Origin of the sequence: Microbacterium sp., assembly GCF_047602155.1 — a bacterium.
Lineage (GTDB): Bacteria > Actinomycetota > Actinomycetes > Actinomycetales > Microbacteriaceae > Microbacterium.
The window spans coordinates 3,022,710-3,039,684 of record NZ_JASGHZ010000001.1; the positions used below are offsets into that span (position 1 = coordinate 3,022,710).

At 67.9% G+C, this 16,975-nt stretch carries 24 protein-coding genes; 17 read left to right on the forward strand and 7 right to left on the reverse strand.

Translation table 11 applies throughout. The features are described 5' to 3' along the window. The first annotated feature begins 12 nt into the window (after positions 1 to 12). Entirely contained in the window at positions 13 to 1,263 is a 1,251-nt protein-coding gene (locus QM720_RS13955) for an MFS transporter (RefSeq protein WP_415127952.1), read from the forward strand. Positions 1,264 to 1,268: 5 nt separating this feature from the next. Here QM720_RS13955 and QM720_RS13960 read toward each other — a convergent pair whose 3' ends face one another. Genes QM720_RS13960 through QM720_RS13975 form a run of 4 tightly spaced genes read right to left on the reverse strand, consistent with a single transcriptional unit; the run spans position 1,269 to position 2,759 of the window. Next, positions 1,269 to 1,685, reverse strand: a complete 417-nt coding sequence (locus QM720_RS13960; protein WP_415127515.1) for a pilus assembly protein TadG-related protein — start codon at positions 1,683 to 1,685, stop codon at positions 1,269 to 1,271. After that, positions 1,682 to 2,149: a TadE family protein gene (locus tag QM720_RS13965; protein ID WP_415127517.1), complete on the reverse strand. Its 468-nt coding sequence runs from the start codon at positions 2,147 to 2,149 to the stop codon at positions 1,682 to 1,684. The genes QM720_RS13960 and QM720_RS13965 overlap by 4 nt, the downstream gene beginning before the upstream one ends. After that, positions 2,124 to 2,561 (reverse strand): TadE/TadG family type IV pilus assembly protein, encoded by a 438-nt coding sequence (locus QM720_RS13970; RefSeq protein ID WP_415127519.1) that lies wholly within the window; start codon positions 2,559 to 2,561, stop codon positions 2,124 to 2,126. The genes QM720_RS13965 and QM720_RS13970 overlap by 26 nt, the downstream gene beginning before the upstream one ends. Before the next feature lie 6 nt (positions 2,562 to 2,567). Further along, positions 2,568 to 2,759 carry a hypothetical protein gene (locus tag QM720_RS13975; protein ID WP_415127521.1) on the reverse strand — a complete coding sequence of 64 codons (192 nt, stop codon included), beginning with the start codon at positions 2,757 to 2,759 and terminating at the stop codon, positions 2,568 to 2,570. Positions 2,760 to 2,920: 161 nt separating this feature from the next. Between QM720_RS13975 and QM720_RS13980 the strand changes: the two genes are divergently transcribed. The 14 genes from QM720_RS13980 to QM720_RS14045 all read left to right on the forward strand — a co-directional run bounded on the left by QM720_RS13980 (position 2,921) and on the right by QM720_RS14045 (position 12,454). Next, entirely contained in the window at positions 2,921 to 4,417 is a 1,497-nt protein-coding gene (locus QM720_RS13980; RefSeq protein WP_415127523.1) for a recombinase family protein, read from the forward strand. 234 nt (positions 4,418 to 4,651) lie between these two features. After that, complete coding sequence (locus QM720_RS13985) at positions 4,652 to 4,927, forward strand: hypothetical protein (RefSeq protein ID WP_415127525.1); 276 nt, start codon at positions 4,652 to 4,654, stop codon at positions 4,925 to 4,927. Positions 4,928 to 5,064: 137 nt separating this feature from the next. After that, positions 5,065 to 5,283 carry a hypothetical protein gene (locus QM720_RS13990; protein ID WP_415127527.1) on the forward strand — a complete coding sequence of 73 codons (219 nt, stop codon included), beginning with the start codon at positions 5,065 to 5,067 and terminating at the stop codon, positions 5,281 to 5,283. Continuing rightward, positions 5,280 to 5,741, forward strand: a complete 462-nt coding sequence (locus QM720_RS13995) for a hypothetical protein (RefSeq protein ID WP_415127529.1) — start codon at positions 5,280 to 5,282, stop codon at positions 5,739 to 5,741. The genes QM720_RS13990 and QM720_RS13995 overlap by 4 nt, the downstream gene beginning before the upstream one ends. Next, on the forward strand, positions 5,738 to 6,466 hold the full coding sequence (locus tag QM720_RS14000; RefSeq protein ID WP_415127531.1) for a bifunctional DNA primase/polymerase: 729 nt from the start codon (positions 5,738 to 5,740) through the stop codon (positions 6,464 to 6,466). Before QM720_RS13995 ends, QM720_RS14000 begins: the two co-directional genes overlap by 4 nt. Beyond that, the gene (locus tag QM720_RS14005) at positions 6,463 to 7,713 is read left to right on the forward strand and encodes an AAA family ATPase (protein WP_415127533.1); all 1,251 of its coding nucleotides are present in this window, start codon (positions 6,463 to 6,465) and stop codon (positions 7,711 to 7,713) included. Before QM720_RS14000 ends, QM720_RS14005 begins: the two co-directional genes overlap by 4 nt. 131 nt (positions 7,714 to 7,844) lie before the next feature. Continuing rightward, positions 7,845 to 8,135 carry a hypothetical protein gene (locus QM720_RS14010; protein ID WP_415127535.1) on the forward strand — a complete coding sequence of 97 codons (291 nt, stop codon included), beginning with the start codon at positions 7,845 to 7,847 and terminating at the stop codon, positions 8,133 to 8,135. Between the two features lie 143 nt (positions 8,136 to 8,278). Continuing rightward, positions 8,279 to 8,626 (forward strand): hypothetical protein, encoded by a 348-nt coding sequence (locus QM720_RS14015; protein WP_415127537.1) that lies wholly within the window; start codon positions 8,279 to 8,281, stop codon positions 8,624 to 8,626. Next, the gene (locus QM720_RS14020) at positions 8,623 to 8,853 is read left to right on the forward strand and encodes a hypothetical protein (protein WP_415127539.1); all 231 of its coding nucleotides are present in this window, start codon (positions 8,623 to 8,625) and stop codon (positions 8,851 to 8,853) included. The genes QM720_RS14015 and QM720_RS14020 overlap by 4 nt, the downstream gene beginning before the upstream one ends. Next, complete coding sequence (locus QM720_RS14025) at positions 8,850 to 9,161, forward strand: hypothetical protein (RefSeq protein ID WP_415127541.1); 312 nt, start codon at positions 8,850 to 8,852, stop codon at positions 9,159 to 9,161. Before QM720_RS14020 ends, QM720_RS14025 begins: the two co-directional genes overlap by 4 nt. Next, a complete protein-coding gene (locus QM720_RS14030) occupies positions 9,158 to 9,475 on the forward strand; it encodes a WhiB family transcriptional regulator (RefSeq protein WP_415127543.1) in 318 nt (105 codons plus the stop codon). The genes QM720_RS14025 and QM720_RS14030 overlap by 4 nt, the downstream gene beginning before the upstream one ends. Before the next feature lie 10 nt (positions 9,476 to 9,485). After that, positions 9,486 to 10,058, forward strand: a complete 573-nt coding sequence (locus tag QM720_RS14035; protein WP_415127545.1) for a hypothetical protein — start codon at positions 9,486 to 9,488, stop codon at positions 10,056 to 10,058. A gap of 1,001 nt (positions 10,059 to 11,059) precedes the next feature. After that, positions 11,060 to 11,728: a recombinase family protein gene (locus QM720_RS14040; protein WP_415127547.1), complete on the forward strand. Its 669-nt coding sequence runs from the start codon at positions 11,060 to 11,062 to the stop codon at positions 11,726 to 11,728. 207 nt (positions 11,729 to 11,935) lie between these two features. Further along, positions 11,936 to 12,454 carry a hypothetical protein gene (locus tag QM720_RS14045; protein WP_415127549.1) on the forward strand — a complete coding sequence of 173 codons (519 nt, stop codon included), beginning with the start codon at positions 11,936 to 11,938 and terminating at the stop codon, positions 12,452 to 12,454. A 478-nt stretch (positions 12,455 to 12,932) separates the two neighbouring features. Here QM720_RS14045 and QM720_RS14050 read toward each other — a convergent pair whose 3' ends face one another. Then, on the reverse strand, positions 12,933 to 14,297 hold the full coding sequence (locus QM720_RS14050) for an IS1380 family transposase (protein WP_415124034.1): 1,365 nt from the start codon (positions 14,295 to 14,297) through the stop codon (positions 12,933 to 12,935). A 201-nt stretch (positions 14,298 to 14,498) separates the two neighbouring features. On the opposite strand from QM720_RS14050, the gene QM720_RS14055 reads away from it, so the two are divergent. Both QM720_RS14055 and QM720_RS14060 read left to right on the forward strand, forming a co-directional pair. Next, positions 14,499 to 14,813, forward strand: a complete 315-nt coding sequence (locus QM720_RS14055) for a hypothetical protein (protein WP_415127551.1) — start codon at positions 14,499 to 14,501, stop codon at positions 14,811 to 14,813. Between the two features lie 123 nt (positions 14,814 to 14,936). Continuing rightward, positions 14,937 to 15,095, forward strand: a complete 159-nt coding sequence (locus QM720_RS14060; RefSeq protein WP_415127553.1) for a zf-TFIIB domain-containing protein — start codon at positions 14,937 to 14,939, stop codon at positions 15,093 to 15,095. Here the strand turns inward: QM720_RS14060 and QM720_RS14065 are convergent. Both QM720_RS14065 and QM720_RS14070 read right to left on the reverse strand, forming a co-directional pair. Further along, positions 15,092 to 16,057, reverse strand: coding sequence for an XcyI family restriction endonuclease (locus QM720_RS14065; RefSeq protein WP_415127555.1), 966 nt, complete (start codon positions 16,055 to 16,057; stop codon positions 15,092 to 15,094). The two genes, QM720_RS14060 and QM720_RS14065, sit on opposite strands and share 4 nt — an antisense overlap. After that, positions 16,044 to 16,970, reverse strand: a complete 927-nt coding sequence (locus tag QM720_RS14070) for a DNA-methyltransferase (RefSeq protein ID WP_415127557.1) — start codon at positions 16,968 to 16,970, stop codon at positions 16,044 to 16,046. The genes QM720_RS14065 and QM720_RS14070 overlap by 14 nt, the downstream gene beginning before the upstream one ends. Positions 16,971 to 16,975: the final 5 nt, after the last annotated feature.

The window sequence follows — 16,975 nt, forward strand, 5'->3', positions numbered from 1 at the left end:
GGGATGCGGCGGATGCTGTGGCGCCTCGCGCCGATGATCTACGGCCCCACGGTGCTGTTCGCGCTCGGCGAGGGCGCCGTCGTGCCGCTGCTGCCGGTGATCGCGGCCCAGCTCGGCGCCGATGTGCCCACGGCGGCCCTCGTCGCCTCGGCGCTGGTCGTCGGCCAGCTGTGCGGCAACATCCCGGCCGGCTGGGCGGTCGCGCGCATCGGCGAGCGGCTGACGATGGCGATCGGCGGTGTCCTCGCGATGGCCGCCGTCACGGGGCTCGCGCTCGCACCGAGTCTCCCGGTGCTCACCGCGGCGGTGTTCGTCATCGGCCTGTGCGCCGCGACCTTCGGTCTGGCGCGGCACTCGTTCATGACGACGCGCGTGCCGCTGTCGTTCCGCGCGCGGGCGCTGTCGCTGCTGGGCGGCACGTTCCGGCTCGGCATGTTCGTCGGCCCCTTCGTCGCGGCCGCCCTGCTCGCGATGTTCGGCGACGAGCGCGCCGCGGTGTGGTTCTTCGCCGTGTGTCTCGTCGTGACGGTGCTGCTCGTCCTGTGCGGCCCCGACCCCGAGACACGGGTCGCCGCGCCCGCCGATTCACGGATGGCCGAAGACACCGGCGAGCCTGTGACCGGCGCGATCCCCCTCCCCGCACGCCAAGACGCCGCACGCAGAGACGGCGTGCTGCGCACCATGTGGCGCCACCGCGGCGTCCTGTCCCGCCTCGGGCTGGCCGCCGCGTCGCTGTCGGCGGTCCGCTCCGCGCGCCAGGTCGTCCTGCCGCTGTGGGGCGTGTCGATCGGTCTCGATGCGCAGACCATCGCGCTCGTCGTCGGCATCTCCGGCGCGATCGACTTCGCCCTGTTCTACGCGAGCGGTCAGGTGATGGACCGGTTCGGCCGGCTGTGGGCCGCCCTTCCCGCGATGCTCCTCATGGGCGCCGGATTTCTCGCGCTGTCGTTCACGCACGATCTCGACCAGTCCGCCATGTGGTTCGCGATGTTCGCCGCGGTGCTGGGCGTCGGCAATGGGCTCTCCAGCGGCATCCTGCTCACCCTCGGCGCCGACGTCGCGCCGCAGGCCGATCCGGCGCCGTTCCTGGGCTCCTGGCGCACCCTGACGGATGCCGGCGGAGCCGCAGCCCCGCTGCTCGTCTCGGCGATCGCCGCGATCCTGTCGCTGGCGTGGGCCTCCGCCGCGATCGGGGTGATCGGCCTGCTGGGCGCCGCCGCCTTCGTACGCTGGGTTCCTCGCTTCGTACCGCGCCGGCGCTGAACGGGTCAACGCAGTGCCGTGCGGCTGGTCGCCGTCGCCTGCACCGTCCAGCCGTCCGGGACGAACAGGGTCAGGATGGGCGGGTGCCACACCGTCTGCACGGTCACCCGCGCCGAGACGCCATCCGGCGTGGACGCCGACACGAGCGTCGCCGTGCCCAGCGCATCGAGCAGCGCTCGGGCCTGGTCGTGCACGCCGGCATCGGTCAGGGTCGCGACCGGCTCGCCGCCCGCGATCGTGAGCGTGAAACCGTCGGCGCCGGCGAGGGCGGCGGCATCCGCGGCGGCGTCGGCGCGCTTCTGAGTGAGGTACAGGCTCGTCGCGTCGACGCACACGAACACCAGGACGAGCGCGAGGAGCGCGTAGCCGAGCGTCAGGATCAGGACGCTGCCCTCGTCGTCTTCGGGCACGACGCGCGTCATCGCTCCACCCAGAATCGCGACACCTTCTGCACCGACGTGGCCTCCACCGGCACCCGCGTACGTTCGTCGAGGTCGAGGACGGCCGGGACGAGCGGCAGGGCAGCCTGCGCCGTCACGGTCACCGAGATCAGTGCTCCCGCCGACGGGCACGCGACCGCCGCATCGACGCAGCGCACAGCGACCTCGATCGTGTCGGGGTCGAGACCGTATTCGTCGACGATCGCGGCCAGCACGCGGTCGGCCCGCGCGTCGGCCGTCGCCGCGTCGGGCGCCGCCGCGACGGTGCGCGCCAGCTGCCGCGCCGCCGCCTCGACGCCGAGAGCCTGCCCCTGGATCGCGCCGAGGGCGACGACGAGATAGACGATCGGCACGAGCAGCACGAGCCCGACGAGGATGAACTCCAGCGCCGCAGAACCGGCGTCGTCGAGGCCCGCGCGTTCAGTCGAAACTCTCGCGCGGTGCATGCGCCGTCACCTCCAGTCCCGCCGGGATGCCGAGGAGCCCCAGCAACGGCAAGGTCGCCGTGACCGTCACCTGCACTTCCGGACCGCCCGGGCCGTCGACGTCGGCGGCCGTGACCTGCGCATCGAGCCCGCCGCCGAGGGCCGTGTCGAGGAGCCGCGCCGTGCGGTCGGCGCCCTGGGCGGCGCCGGTGTCGGCCAGCGCGCCGTGATAGGCGCCCTCCACCGCCGCATCGTGCACGACGTTGCGGATGTAGACGGCGAGCGCGAGCTGCAGGACGGCGAGGGTGAGCAGGGTCAGGAGCGTCCCGACGAGCACGAACTCGACGGCGGCCGAGCCCGTGTCGTCACCGCGCAGCCGGGGCACGCGCAACCGGGGCACGCGCAGCCGGACCACCTCCCGCAGCCGGAACATGAGGCGTCAGAAACCCTCGACCCGCGAGAGCGCGTCTTCGAACAGGCCCATGAACGCCGGGCCGGCGACCGCCCAGATCCCGACGATGATCGCGGCCGTCATGAGCGTCACGAGGACCCAGCCCGGCACGTCGCCGCGATCTTCCTCCCAGGTCTCGCCCCACGCCGTGCGCAGTCGTCCCCACATCGTGCGAATCATCTCCGTCTCCTTTTCTTCGTATCCGTGTCTTGTTCGTAACCGGGGCGCCTCACCCGATCCCGAGCCGGAGCATGACGATCCCCGGGAAGATCGCGAACAGCACCGACAGCGGAAGGATCAGGAACACGAGCGGACACAGCAACGGGTAGTAACCTTTCTGCATGTCTTCCAAACCAGCCGCCAGCTACGCCCGAATCAGCGAGAAGGTCAGCACTCGGGACAAGGTGGCTGACCAACACGTACAGAACGAGGCCCACGCGGCTGCACGGGGCTATCGCATCGTGGCGCGCTACACCGACGACGGCATTAGTGCGCTGGGCCACAAGGAGCGCCCCGACTTCCAGCGCATGCTGGCCGACGCTGAGGCCGGTGCGTTCCAGGTGATCGTGGCCACCGAGGAAGAACGCCTTGCGCGCAACGTCGAAGAGAAGCTAGAGCTGCATGCCGCGTGCGAGGTAGCCGGTGTCGTGTGGGACACGGCGCGTGATGGGTACGTGGACCCGGCCACCGATAGCGGCGAGTTCATGTCCACGATCCGGGCTGCGATGGGCCGCATCGAGTCCAAGCGCAAGGCGCGACGGCAGCGTGCCGCCAGCGATGCCCGCGCGGCTGACGGCATGCCCACCGTGCGCCCTGGCTACGGCTACCGACGCAAGGATGGGCGAGACGTGGTCGTGGAGGCCGAAGCTGCGGTCATCCGCGAGGCTGCGCGCCGCGTGCTCGACGGCCACTCGCTGCGGAGCATTGCTACCGACTTCAACAATCGGGGTATCCCCTCGCCGCGCACCGGAGAGCAAGCACGCCAAGCTGAGCGCGAAGGGCTGGCACCGCCCGCGCCTATCCCCTGGCAGGGCGTCACGTTGCGGCAGATGATTCGCCGCCCATCGCTCGCTGGGATGCGCACGCACCGGGGCAAGGTTGTCGGCACGTTCAACCCCGAGCTGCACCCGGCAATCCTGGACGAGGACACGCACGCGCGCATCGAAGCGCTGCTGACCGACCCGAGCCGTGCGCAAGGTACGGGCGGACGCACGCCGGTTCATCTACTGTCGGGCTTGGCGCGGTGTGGCCGGTGTGATGGGACCGTGGACGATGCAGGGCAGCCGGTGGAGTGCGGCGGGAGGATGGTGCGCGCCCCCGGCCGGATGACCACTACCAAGTCAGGCGGGGCCAAGCGCCAGCCGCCCGCCTACGTCTGCGTGGAGTGCCACAAGGTGCGCCGCAAGCAGGGCGATGTGGATGAGTTCGTGACCGAGGTGATCCTGCGCCGTCTTGAGCAGCCGGATGCCGCACAGCTCTTCAGCCGGGGAGACGAGGGTGCCAGCAAGCAAGCCCGCGATGCTATCGAGGCGATCGATGCCAAGCTCGCCACGGCTGCCGACCAGTTCGCTGACGATGTGCTCACGGGCGACCAGCTACGGCGCATCACCGCGAGGCTGCGCAAGGAGCGGGCCGAGCACGAACGCACCATCGCTGAGTCCATGCCAGCGCGCGTGCCGGTGGACGTGGTGGGGCCACTTGCCCGCCAGACCTGGGCGGGGCTGCACATTGACAGCCGTAGGGCGGTCATCGAGGCGCTGGCCGTAGTGGTCATTGAGCCGCAAGGCAGCGGGCGCTCGTTCGACCCTGACCTGATCCGCATTGACTGGCGCTCGTAGCAGCGCGGAGCCACGCGCCGATCTGGGCGACCGTGTGGCCATCCCCCGACCCTAGGTAGCCGCCAGGCAGCCCCAGTCGGCCAGGCGGGCGCTGGCGTCGGTAGGGGTCGGGATTGGGGTGCCCAGCAGCAGATTGCCCCAAGAATTCTTTTCTCCGGTCAGGCCGACAAACCGCCGACTGCGGTCGAAATGCTCGCTAGGACGGGCTGCCGGGGGCATGGCAAGCTAGTGCCCATGACCGCTACTGTCAACCTCCTCTCCCACGGCACCCTCGTGTCCAGGTGGAACGACCGTAGGGGCGCATGGGTGCCGCTGCCAGGCTTCGAGACGAAGCTCGGTGAGGGCTACGACCTCATCTGGGGTCCGTCCGACACCGACCCTAATGGCGAGATTCACCGCCGGTTCAAGTTCCCCGGTGGCGCGGTCGTCACCGAGGCGCGGCTGCATGCCGAACTGGACAAGGCACGCGCCACCGGCAAGCCGAGCATCGACCTCGACTCGCTAAACTAACCTCATACTTGGCCCTCACGACCCGCTAGACGGGTAAGTCGGCTACTAACTGAAAAGCCCATTAGGACCCTCAGCGGGGCACCTTTCATCAGGCACGCGCCAATGGCGATCATGTGCCTTCCGCTGAAGAGGTCCCAATGGCCAAGTCACACCTACAGCGCCTTTCGTTGGAGAAGGCGCAAGCGTTCGCACCCGCTACGAAACCCGATCCTGAGCGCCGCACCAAAGCGTGGAGAGCGCTGAGCGAGGCGAAGATCGCCGACGCCATCGAGCGCAACCTGGCAGGGGCACCGCCCCTCACACCTGAGCAGATCAAGCGGCTCACGTCGCTGCTGCGCACTGGGGGCACGAAGTGAGCGCGCGCATCCCCGTCAACTACCCCGCCAAGCGGTCGTTGAGCGAGTCCGAGGCTGTCGCCGCGCTGAAGCACGGTCCCGACATCGCATGGTTCCGGCCGTGGGCCAAGGAGGGCGTCATCCTCGCCGGCGATGAGGTCCGGTACGCGCTTGTCCACGTCTTCCTGCCCGACGATGCGGACACCCTTCAGTACGACGTGCGCACCTTCCACGACGAAGAGGGCTTGCGCTGGGCGATGGAAGCGCTCTACAGCGAGCATCCGCGCTGCGGCGGCGAATGCGTGGGCCTGTTCTACGTGGTGCCCCAGAAGCCCATCCGCATGTTCGCCGTGTTGGAGGACGAGCTGGTGTCGCTCGCTACGGACCCCGACGCGCTCTACATCGTCAGCTTCGGAGAGGGCGAGGCGTCGCCGGTTGACGGAAACCGCCCCATTACGGAACACGGGGTGCAGCCGTGAGCGTGCCCGTGGGCGCTGCGCTGCGCCTTGCCCGCGCGGGGTGGCGCGTGGTGCCGCTGCACGGCAAGAAGCCGTTTCTCCCCGGCTGGATGGAAGCTGCCACGACCGACCGCGACACGATCCGGGGCTGGTGGGCCGAGCAGGACTACAACGTGGGCGCGGTGATCCCGCACAACCACGTCGTGATCGACATCGACCCCCACAATGGCGGCTCGCTGCGCGCGCTGGAAGAGGCAGCCGGGGTGAAGATGCCGCCCACGCTCTCGATCTACTCAGGCCGTGGGGGTGGCTCCGTCCACCTGCACTACCTGCGCCCGTTCCCGAAGACGACCAAGGTGCGCATGCCGACCGGCATCGACGTGCTCACGAACGCTCAGGTGGTCATGCCGCCGAGTATCCACCCCGACACCGGCAAGCCGTACAGATGGGGTGCCGAAGCGCCCGTCGCCCGGCTGCCGCTGGAGGTTGCTGCGCTGATCAAGCCGAGGCCGCACACCCCCCGACGAGCGGGCCAGGGCAAGGACGTCAGCGGGCTGGTCTCGTGGCTGCGGCGACAGCCCAAGGGCGAGCGTCACGACGCGCTCATGTTCTGCGCGCTGGTGCTACGCGACAACAACGCGCCCGAGCGCCACATCAGGAAGGTCATCGAGGCAGCCGTCGATCTGGGGTTCGCCCCGGAGGAAGCCCGCCGCGTCATCGAGTCAGTTAGGAAGAGCAACGCATGAGCACCCCCGCCAACCCCAAGGCCGCTCGCCGTAGGAAGCGCCCTGCACCGGGCGATGCCACGCCGATGTTCAAGCCCGCGAGCAAGAAGGCCAGCGGCTCGCTGTCCCCGGAGGAGAACGAGACGGCCGAGCACATGCGCGAGGGCTACGACTTCGAGACCGGCGTGAACACGCGGCTTCGGACGATGAGGGAAGCAGACGAGGCCAAGCGTCGATACGCGGAGGAAAAGGCCGGGGGTCTGGTGATCCCTAAGCCGACGCGGCTGGATCGGTTCCTACGTCGTGAGATTCCCGGTGAGAAGTACCTGATCGACGGGCTGCTGGTTACCGACGGGAACGCCATGCTGTCGGCCCCGCGCAAGTACGGCAAGACGACGATGATCGGCAACTTGTGCCGCTCGCTGGTAGACGGTGAGCCGTTCTTGGACCACTTCGAGGTCATGGAAACGCGGAAGGTAACCCTGCTCGACTTCGAGATGACCGAACGGCAGCTTCAGGACTGGCTGCGCGTGCAGGGCATTCAGCACCAGCGGAACCTCTCCGTGTGGCCTCTGCGCGGGCTGGCTGCCACGTTCAACATCCTTGACGACCGGACCCGCGACCGCTGGGCGCGCATGATCCAGGACACCGGGGCCGAAGTGCTCATCGTGGACCCGCTGCGGCCTGTCATTGACGCGCTCGGCATCAAGGAGGCCAACGAGGTCGGCCCGCTCCTACAGGCGTTCGCTGCGCTGAAGGTCGAGGCGGGCATCCGCGAGGGCTTCGTCGCTCACCACCACGGGCACGGGGCACAGCGCGCCGTTGGAGACAGCCGCCTGGAGACCTGGCCCGATGCCATGTGGAACGGCACGATGGAGGACCCCAACGACCCCGAGATGCCGCACTACTTCCAGGCTCTGGGGCGCGGTGTGTACGTGCCGCGCGGGGTGGTCGTGATGGATGACTTCCAGCGGCTGGAGTTCAGGACAGACGTCGCAGAAGAGAGCAAGTCGGTCATCTTTGATCGCCTCGTCGCGTGGCTTGAAGCGGCGCTCGCGGACGACGTGGCAGCCGTGAAGCGTGGCGAAGCCCTGAAGCACGCGCCGGGCGAGCGCAACACGGGGCAGATCGAGAAGTCCGGGCTGGTGGGCTTCGGCCCCAACGGGAAGTCGGCCGAGCCGTTGGCACAGGCCGTCAGAGCCGAGCGCGTGGCGCTGCGCGATGAAGGCAAGGGGAGGTCGAAGTGGTACTCGCTGCCCAAGCCCTAACTACCCCCACACCGCCAGTAGCACCACCACCACCCCGCCCTAAAGGTGCGGGGGGTGGGGGGTGGCTACCCGAGGGGCACTCAATCCGAACCACCACCCCCAGCCACCCCCTGCAAGAAGGAGAGCAAATCATGAGCAAGTCCACGCCCGAAGCAACCCCTGAGATCGTCATCAGCCACGGAGACGAAGTTCTGTTCCGACTGCGTGACGGTGCGAGGCCGCTTGAGGCCCAGACCACCGTTCGCGTCTCATACGAGCTGGGCGTCAACGTGATCCACATGGGCACGGTCGAGGGCATCGGCTACTACGACGGACCCGACGGAACCCCTGCGTTCGCTCTGGACGACGGCACCGTTATCGCGGTGGAGGACGTCGACTGGGAGTCGATGCACGTCAACCCGACAGCGGGCCTCATGACCTGACACCTACGCGGCTGTGTGGCCGAAGCGCCGAGTGCGCCTGTGGAAGTGCCCCGAGCACACCGCCCACGCCTTAGCGCGTGATTCCCCGGCTCTCTAGAACCGGCAACAACTACATCAACCAACTGAGAAGGGTAATCACTCTCATGTCAATCACCATCACCACCTTCCACCCCGTGCCGGTAGCCGAGGGCTGGCGCGTGGGTACGCACCTGCTCTCCAAGAGCGGCAAGCGCCTCAGCGCCATCTATCCAGTCGTCGGCTGGTCCGTAGAGGACGGCGAACCCCGGCCCGTCTACGCCCGATCTTCAGGCCTCGAGGTCATGGACGAGCACTTCGACTTCGATCCCGAACGCGGCACCGGCTTCGTCTACGCGCTACTCGCGCCTGGAGAGCACCCGGACGACGAGGAGGCGAAGGCCTACGTCGAGGCGTACATGGACGCCCTCATCGAGAAGACCCGCAAGGCGCGCACTGGCAAGGCCGCATCATGACCGGCACCGAGCACCCCGTACCCGCCGATCTGGCTGCGCTGCACGGGCGGACGGTCGAGGTCGAGCAGGTAGACGTCATCGCAGACAACGAGGGCATCCCCTCGTGGATCAAGGTCGAGCGCGAGCTGGCGGGCGTCGTCATCGTGCCCAGCTTGCTCCAACCCCCGGCTGCACCCGAGCGCCAGCCCATCCCCACCGCAACCACCCGAGAGAAGGCCACATCATGACCACGACAACCGACACCATCAACCCGTTCGCGCTGCTGTTCGCCCAGGGCAGCGCGGCGTCGCATCCCAGCCTCGCGGCTGCGTGGGAGCGTGTCAGCGCGCTGCTGGCCGAGAAGCCCTGCACCATCGACGGCCTGATCAAGACCACCGGGCTGAAGCGCCGCACCGTGAAGGGACTCATCTATCACGGGCGCAAGGCGGGCCTCGTGTGCGAAGTGGACACCCCGAGCCGCGAAGAGGTCACGCCGGACCTGACGCTGTTCCGCACGGTGCGCGCCTACCGACTGGCGGACGTGAAGCCCTCATGACACCCCCAGCGGTGCGCGCCGCGCCCGACGCCGACGCCGCATGGGCTGCGCTGGCCAAGGCGCTAGAGGACACCGAACCCCCGTGCGCTGGCGACGACCTGTTCACCGCCGACAGCCCCAGCAAGGACGACCAGGAGTTCATGAGAAACCTCTGCGCCATGTGCCCGCTGCTGGCCGAGTGCGCGTCATACGCGCTGGCAGCCAAGCCAGCAGCGGGCTACTGGGCCGGTCGCCGGTACGGCAAGCCCAGGGCCAAGCCCAAGACCACATCAACCACCGCCGACCGGACGGCATCCGGCACCCATCATCAGTAAGGAACACATCATGGCTAAGTCCACTCCGCTCAGCGTCCAGAACCAGCTCACCAGCCGCATTCACGGCTACCACGACACGGCAGCCAGCATCAAGAAGGCGTACTACGACAAGCGGCAGGTCATCGTCCAGGACGACCGCCTCAGTGACGTCGCCAAGACGGGCGACCTCGCCACCCTGGCGGCTGCTGCGGCCGAGCAGCTCAAGGCCACCTGGGTCGAGCAGGATGCCTACGTCGTCGGTCTCAAGTCCTCGTTGGAGAAGGAGCTGCGCGGCAACCAGCCCACGGATGCGAACTCGGTGCTGCTGCGCCGTGACGCCAGCGACCGGGCGCGCAAGATCGACAACGAGAAGGACGCGCTTGCCGCGCTGCAGGACGCGATCAACGACGGCGACGAGGTCATGGCGCACGCCATCGGCACCCGTGGCCGTTCCAACGGCTGGCTGAACGTCAGCGAGGCGTGGCAGGGTGCCTACCCCGAGACGGCTGGCATCGCTGAGGCGCTGTCGTACGTGGAGAGCGTGACCAGCGACGGCGCATACAACCTCGCGAACAGCATGGCCTACGCTCCCCCGGCTGCGTAGTCCACCAAGACGAGGCAAGGGGCTTTCCAACCTTTCACCCTTGCCCAAGCGCGGGCTTGAGTACCCCGCGCCCCAGACCCCCGGCAAGCCCACAAGGCACCGGGGGTCTTTGGGGTGCTTGGGGGTCGGCCCAGCCCTGCCGTTCGGCCCAGCGACCGTCTAGGCCCGAATGCGCCGACGACCTGCCGCCAGCCGTGCCGCGCTGCCAGCAGCAGCCCCACGACAGCCCCGCTCCCCGTGCTCAATCGCCGTCTTGCGAGAAGGCAGCCCTTCCGGCTAGCTTGCTCAGCGCAATCGAACATATATCCGAATCTGCACCCCGTTCCACAACACCGAAAGGTTCCACACCATGTCCCTACACCACATCATCACGGTGCCCCGCCAAGGCGGATACGCTGCCCGCTGCACCTACGAGGTAGACGGCACCGTGCATCTGTGCAACATCACATTCGGCGGGTTCCCCACGAGGACCGCTGCCCGCCAGGCGTGCGCCCAGGGCTGCTCCGAGGCGGTGACCGCGTGATGGGCGCGCTAGTTGAGCGCGTTGGCCAGCGGCACGGCTCCCTGGTGGTCCTGAGTCGTGCAGGCTCGAACGCCGACAAGCGGGCCACATGGAACTGTGAGTGCGACTGCGGGCGGCAAGTGGTGGTCAGCGGGAAGAGCCTGGCTACAGGCAACACGAAGTCCTGCGGCTGCCGGAAGGTCGCTGCCGCCAAGTCGCGCAAGGGCGAGCACCGCGTGGACACCCCCGGCTACCACGGAGCACATTCAAGAGTCCGCCGTGCGCTCGGCAAGGCGTCCGCGTTCATCTGCGTCGAATGCGGGGCACCTGCTCAGGAGTGGGCCTACGACCACGAAGACCCTGATGAGCTTGTGGGGGTAGACCGTGGTCGCCCGCTGCCCTACTCCGCAGACATCTACCACTACGTGCCGATGTGTACGGCATGTCATCATGCGTTCGACCGGACCGAGAAGGATCAGCAGCACGTGGGGGCCAGCGCATGACCGTCATGATTGGCTACCTGCGGGTGAGCACGTCCGAGCAAGCCAGCAGTGGGCTGGGGCTTGACGCGCAACGCGATGCGATCCAGCGCTACGCTAGCGCGCACGACTGGGACATCGTCTGGTACGAGGACGCTGGCATCAGCGCTAAGTCTCTGGATAGGCCTCAGCTACAGGAAGCCCTCGCACGGCTGAACACCAGTCCCAAGAAGCGCGACGTGGGGGGTCTCATAGTGGCCAAGCTCGACCGCCTGAGCCGTAGCGTTGCGGACTTCGCCCGCGTGCTGGAACTGGCCCGCTCACGCGGCTGGGCGCTCGTGGCTATCGACCTGGGAGTGGACACCAGCACCCCGACCGGCGAGCTTGTGGCCAACGTGATGATGTCGGTAGCCCAGTGGGAGCGCCGCGTGATCGGTGAGCGCACCAGCGCCGCGATGCAAGCCGCCAAGCGTCAGGGGCGGCACATGGGGCGCGTGTCGGCGCTGCCCCAGGAGACCGGCGACCGGCTGCTGGAGTTGCGCACCGCGCACACCCTGGCCGACACGGCTGCCGCGCTCAACGCCGAGGGCCACACCACGGCTACCGGGCTGCCCTGGACGATCAACGGCGTGGCCAAGGCCCAGCGGCGTCTCACCGCGCACCAGCAGACGGCAGCGCTCGCGGCCTGATACCGCCAGCACCGAGACCCCTGGGCACGTTCCTGGGGGTCTCTTGCTGCGCCGGGCGAGTTCCGGAAGGGGACCGTTCCCGACAGTGGGGCAGCCGTCAACACGCCCGGTTCTTGATGCCCTCTTGGATGCGCTCGTGAGGCGGAAGTAGCTTGCTCAGCGTTAGTACATACGTCCTAACCTCAGCCCCGCGAAAGGTTCCACATCATGGCCACCAAGCCCACCGCCCGCAAGTCCCTCAAGCCCGTTGAGACCACCGAGGCCGCTGCCTTCGACGAAGCCCTTGAGCCAATCGAAGCCGCTATCCAGGCCGTCGTCGACACCTTCGGCGTGTCAGTCAAGCGCAGCCGCCTCAAGGGCATCCGCGCGCTGGCCTATCAGGCTCTCGTTGAGTCCATCGAAGCCGGTGACCTGGAAGCGCTCACCCAGCGCGCTATCGGCAACGTCGGCAACCTGCCGTTCGGCTGGACCGTGGCAGCGCCCAAGCGTGCCCCGAAGCCCGAGCGCACCCCGGCAGCCGAGGAAGCCCCCGCCGAGAAGCCCGCTGCACCGGCTGCCAAGGCTCGCACGCGCACCGCGCCCAAGCCGACCAGTCAGACTAACGTCCAGAAGGCCGCTGCCACGCGCAAGCCCCGCGCCACCAAGGGCAGTACCGTCGCCACCAAGGAGGGCGTCGTCATCGCCGAGCAGCGCCACGTCAACGCGGCTGACGAGGCCAGCAAGTGATCGCCGCCATGCTTGACCCCGCGTTCAACGGCTTCGACCTGCTGGTGCTGCTGGCCTTCGGCGCGGTCGTCACTCGGCAGGTGGTGAAGCGATGACCGGTTGGCCTGACTACCTGCCACGCGGGCAGCACGTCGCGATGCCCCGTCGCCTCGGCTGGCGTCGGTTCGTCCTGGGCGTGCTGGGCGCTGGCGTCACGGTGTGCTTGCTCGGGGCTGCCGTGCTGCCTCCGCTGCTCAAGCCCGATACCCCGCCCCGGCTGGAGGTCGCTGCCGTGGCCGTAGCTGCACCCGTGCCGAGCCTGACGACTTCCGAGGTTGACATCGTGCGCACCACTGAGCCCTGATCCACCGTGTCGGTTTTGACGGGGTGGGACTCTGGTGTTGGTTCAGTGGTGGCCTTTGTGGGCGTGCGGGTGCTGCCAGCTGGTGCTCTGGCTCTTCCACTTCGGCTCCGGTCGCGCCCGTCATGGGCTGGGTGGTCAGGGCGTTGCCGTGCGTGGCGGGTCGGTCGCGGTCGCCCAGAGCAGCGCCCATGCTGGCGCCCAGGGCCAGTGCGTGGGCAGGTGCATCACGAGCCGCCGCCCTGTCGAGGCGAGTCTTGCGGGGGTGCTGATGATGGTGCGCTGTAGCGTCGCCATGCGTGCTCTGCCGAGGCCGGCGGCAGTGGCTGCGGCGCGAGAGAGGTTGTGAGCGATGACTGCGAGCTGGAGCCAGGCGTGGTTCGCGGTGAACTTCCCGGAGGGCAGATGAGCGAGTGGGCCGCTCTTGAGCTCGGCGATGACCTGCTCGATGATCGCGTGACCGCGGTGGAGCTTGTCCGCCTCGATCTGGTCGAGGTCGCTGTTGGTGATGAACGCGTGATACCGCCAGGTGTCGAACAGCGTCTCCTGCCCCTGCGCGGCGTTGACGTTCAGGCGCTTGACGCGGCGCACGATCAGCCGGCAGGCGATGTGCTCGTCTTTGGGTCGGGACACGAACGCGGTGAACGGAGCCTCGGCGACCTCGGCGTCGCTGATCCATTCGCCGGTGTCCTCGTCGCGGACCGCGTTCGTGTATTTGATCTTCGTCCATGCGTCTTCGCGGATGCCCGCGATCGCGGCCTGCACGGTGCGCCATTGCGGGATCGTGAACGAGTACCACGCCCCGCCTCGGGCCGCGGCGGTCACGTTCTCGTGGGTGCAGAACGCCGAGTCCGCCCGGGTCAGAACCCGCCGCCGCGGCATTGTCTCCCTCACCGTCGTCAGCGCGCGGGCGAGGTGGTGGGCGGCGTTGTCGCCGGAGCGGACGTTCCCGCGCCGCAGCGACGCCTCCGCGACCAGCGGGGCCGCGTCTTGCCCTGTGATCGTCACGACCAGTGCGTTCAGCCCGCGGACCCCGGAGTATCCGAACGCGGCGGCCTGCTTCTGGTAACCGTGGACCTCACGGATCGTGTCGTCCATGTCCACCAACACCAGCCCGCCCTCCGTCCCTGACAACGCGGGAACCTCGCCCAACAGGCGACGCAACAGAACCCGGTTAACCTTCCCGAACTGCAGGACGTGACCATGGGTGAACGAGCGCAGGAACGTGCCGATCGTCGACGGCGCCCGCACCTGCCCGAGCACCCGGGCCGTCGCCCCAGAGCGCAGCACGCCAAGATCGTCGATGCTGTCCGCCCCGGCGAGCATCCCGCCGAGGATCGTGCGGACCTTGATCGCCACGCTCGCCGCCGGAAGCGTCGAGGACGCTTCGACCAGCTCGGTCAGGCCCGCTTTCTCGGCCAGCTCCAGCACCGGTACCAGGCCTGCGTGCGACACGAGGTTCCGGTCATCGAACACCGGAGCGATACCGTGAGATGCTTTCACTTACGAGATGTCCTTCCGGACTGCGGAACATTGATCTAGACAATCAACATTTTCCCAGACCAGAAGGACATTTCACTTCACGCCACGCGGTCCACAACCCAACCACCACGGTGGATCAGGGCTGAGAGCATCTACGCCAGCCAGCCGGGTGACAGCCTCCCCATCACCTACACGACGCCGCGCATCATGCAAGCGGGCACGGTGTACGTCCAGCTAACCGGCGTGCGCATCCGCCAGGAGGAGGTCACCCAGGGTCGCCAGGTGCTCAGGTTCGAGCTACTGGACGCGCTCACCGGCGATGTGCTGGGCACGGCTAACGTCACCCGCGAGGACGGCGTGGATGCCGCCCCTGCTGTGCTGGCCACGCTCACCGAGCCGAAGGCGACCTACCTGCGCGTGTCGGCTGAGGTACGCGGCGACGGCACTTGCGACGGCTGCGAGGCCGGGAGCTACAGCTACGACCGCCCGATCTGGCACCACTGGACAGCCCTGCTCCAGTACGACAAGGCGGGGTAACCCGACACAGAACGACCGTAGACGACCCTCTGGCGAGCGCTGGGGGGTCTTCTGCCGTGTGGGGTCGGGCCGTGGCTGCCGTTCGGCCCTGGCGTCTCTGGGCGGCTGCCCTACGCTGGATTGATGGACGACCTGGCACGGCAGCGAGAGCTACGGCAGCTTCGTGACGAGGTACTGAGCACGCCGAACTGTCCCGAGTGCCTACATCGCATGGAGCCTGCCACCGTGGATGACGTGCCCGTGTGGCGTTGCGCCAGGTGTGGGGCTACCCGGTCGGCCTAGATGCCCATCGCGGAGATGGTCAGTGTCGTCAGCCGCGCCCAGCCTGGCCCGCTCTGGTTGAGCACGTCGTTCACGTCCAGCCATTCGCGCGTCGTGGGTGACTCGCGCTTCACGATGGACATATCCGCGCGGTTCAGGTCGATGACGGTCCAGCAGTCCTGTGCGCCGTCGTTGCGGGCCTTCTGGTGCGACTTCTCCGCTTCGCCCACGCGGTTGTGAATGTTCGCGTAGTCGGAGCCGCCCTTGATCTCGATGGCAGCTTTGTAGACGAGCGACCCTTGCACGTCCTCGCGGATGACCACGTCTGGATCGGGGGCAAGCGCCAGCGTGACCTCGCGCCCGGAGTTGTTCACGACCGTGATGGACACGTCCGTCTCGGTGTACGGCTTGCCCTGTCCCTTGACGACAGCTTTCATCGCCTCGAAGACGCCCTTGGTGGCAGTCGCGCCGATCTGGCCGCGCCAAGACCCATCGGCTTGCGCACCGAGCGTCAGGAGCGGCAACTGGTCAACATCCTGGCGGAGCGACGCCTGCGGCAGCGCGTGCATGAGCACGCTCATCGCATCGTTCATCTCGGTGCAGAGGTCACCAATCGCGGGGTCTGCCGCTGGGGTGATTTCCTGGCGCTCTTCCATCGGCTTGAAGATGTTGAGGCCGCTCTTGGTCGTGTAGAACTGCTTCTGGCTGACACCGAGCAGCAGCCGATAGTAGGCCAGCGTGCCCGGAGCCAGCCGCAACAGCGACGGCACCGCGAACACTTCCTCGTCACGAACCCCGCTGCCCTGGATCGCCTGTAGGCCGGTCGCCGGTGTGTACGTCGTCATCTCTGAGCGGAGCACCGCTGCATCTACCTGCCTTGCGGCAGCGCGCACGGCGTCGTGCAGACCTGTCTGCCGTACCCGAGCCAGGAACGCGGCGACGTAGACCTGCTTGCCAGGCGGAGGGAAGTCATAGCGCGGCACGAACTTGACCTCTCTGCTCAGGCGTGGACTCCTTGAAGCCAGCATCAATCAGGCGCTCGCGGCTCATGTTGAGGTAGTCGGGGTTCAGCTCCACGCCACAGAATCGCCGGTTGAGCGCCCCAGCGGATAGCGCCGTCGTTCCCGAGCCGAGGAACGGGTCGAGCACAAGGTCGCCCGGCGTGCTGGTGATCTTGATGCACCTGTCAACTAGCTCAGTGGGGAACGTTGCGAAGTGGCCCGAGGCTGCCCTGTTGGCCCTTGTCTTGATGTCCCACACGCTGCGGAGCCGCCGACCGTTCGGCCCCTTCACGGCGTCCACGTCGTAGTGGTAGCGCTCCGACTTGGAGAAGAGGAACACCTGTTCATGCGCCCGAGTAGGCCGGTCGCGCACGCTCTCCGGCTGCGCATTGGGCTTGTGCCAGATCACCTCCGAGCGCAAGTACCAGCCCCGCTCCTGCAGGGCGAAGGCGATCCGCCAAGGCACGCCGATCAGGTCTTTGTCCTTCAGCCCTTCGGGCGTCGGCGGTCGCAGGCTCATCGCTCGCGCACGGTTCTTCTTGTCCGGCGCACGCCAGCCCCGGTTCCCCGACGTGTAGGAATCACCGATGTTCAGCCACAACGTGCCATCGTCGCGCAAGACCCGGAACACCTGATCGAACAGGTCAGCCAGGGAATCGATGTAGGCATAGACCGTCTCGTTGAGGCCTACCTGGCCCTCAATCCCGTAGTCACGTAGCGACCAGTACGGCGGCGACGTCACGACCGTCTGCGCCACCCCCTCCGGCATGTTGGACAGCACCGCAAGCGAGTCCCCAAGGATCAGCCCGTTCGACTTAGCAAGGTCGGCGTACTGCGCGCCAAGGCGGTGCTCACGAACGGAGAAGGTGGGGTGCTGGATGCGGACTGGCGACACGTCTC

Excerpts from the sequence above, each read along its gene's own strand:
- QM720_RS13955 (WP_415127952.1), top strand. The coding sequence starts at position 13 with ATGCTGTGGCGCCTCGCGCCGATGATCTACGGCCCCACGGTGCTGTTC.
- QM720_RS13960 (WP_415127515.1), bottom strand. The coding sequence starts at position 1,685 with ATGACGCGCGTCGTGCCCGAAGACGACGAGGGCAGCGTCCTGATCCTG.
- QM720_RS13965 (WP_415127517.1), bottom strand. The coding sequence starts at position 2,149 with ATGCACCGCGCGAGAGTTTCGACTGAACGCGCGGGCCTCGACGACGCC.
- QM720_RS13970 (WP_415127519.1), bottom strand. The coding sequence starts at position 2,561 with ATGTTCCGGCTGCGGGAGGTGGTCCGGCTGCGCGTGCCCCGGTTGCGC.
- QM720_RS13975 (WP_415127521.1), bottom strand. The coding sequence starts at position 2,759 with ATGATTCGCACGATGTGGGGACGACTGCGCACGGCGTGGGGCGAGACC.
- QM720_RS13980 (WP_415127523.1), top strand. The coding sequence starts at position 2,921 with ATGTCTTCCAAACCAGCCGCCAGCTACGCCCGAATCAGCGAGAAGGTC.
- QM720_RS13985 (WP_415127525.1), top strand. The coding sequence starts at position 4,652 with ATGACCGCTACTGTCAACCTCCTCTCCCACGGCACCCTCGTGTCCAGG.
- QM720_RS13990 (WP_415127527.1), top strand. The coding sequence starts at position 5,065 with ATGGCCAAGTCACACCTACAGCGCCTTTCGTTGGAGAAGGCGCAAGCG.
- QM720_RS14005 (WP_415127533.1), top strand. The coding sequence starts at position 6,463 with ATGAGCACCCCCGCCAACCCCAAGGCCGCTCGCCGTAGGAAGCGCCCT.
- QM720_RS14010 (WP_415127535.1), top strand. The coding sequence starts at position 7,845 with ATGAGCAAGTCCACGCCCGAAGCAACCCCTGAGATCGTCATCAGCCAC.
- QM720_RS14015 (WP_415127537.1), top strand. The coding sequence starts at position 8,279 with ATGTCAATCACCATCACCACCTTCCACCCCGTGCCGGTAGCCGAGGGC.
- QM720_RS14020 (WP_415127539.1), top strand. The coding sequence starts at position 8,623 with ATGACCGGCACCGAGCACCCCGTACCCGCCGATCTGGCTGCGCTGCAC.
- QM720_RS14025 (WP_415127541.1), top strand. The coding sequence starts at position 8,850 with ATGACCACGACAACCGACACCATCAACCCGTTCGCGCTGCTGTTCGCC.
- QM720_RS14030 (WP_415127543.1), top strand. The coding sequence starts at position 9,158 with ATGACACCCCCAGCGGTGCGCGCCGCGCCCGACGCCGACGCCGCATGG.
- QM720_RS14035 (WP_415127545.1), top strand. The coding sequence starts at position 9,486 with ATGGCTAAGTCCACTCCGCTCAGCGTCCAGAACCAGCTCACCAGCCGC.
- QM720_RS14040 (WP_415127547.1), top strand. The coding sequence starts at position 11,060 with ATGACCGTCATGATTGGCTACCTGCGGGTGAGCACGTCCGAGCAAGCC.
- QM720_RS14045 (WP_415127549.1), top strand. The coding sequence starts at position 11,936 with ATGGCCACCAAGCCCACCGCCCGCAAGTCCCTCAAGCCCGTTGAGACC.
- QM720_RS14060 (WP_415127553.1), top strand. The coding sequence starts at position 14,937 with ATGGACGACCTGGCACGGCAGCGAGAGCTACGGCAGCTTCGTGACGAG.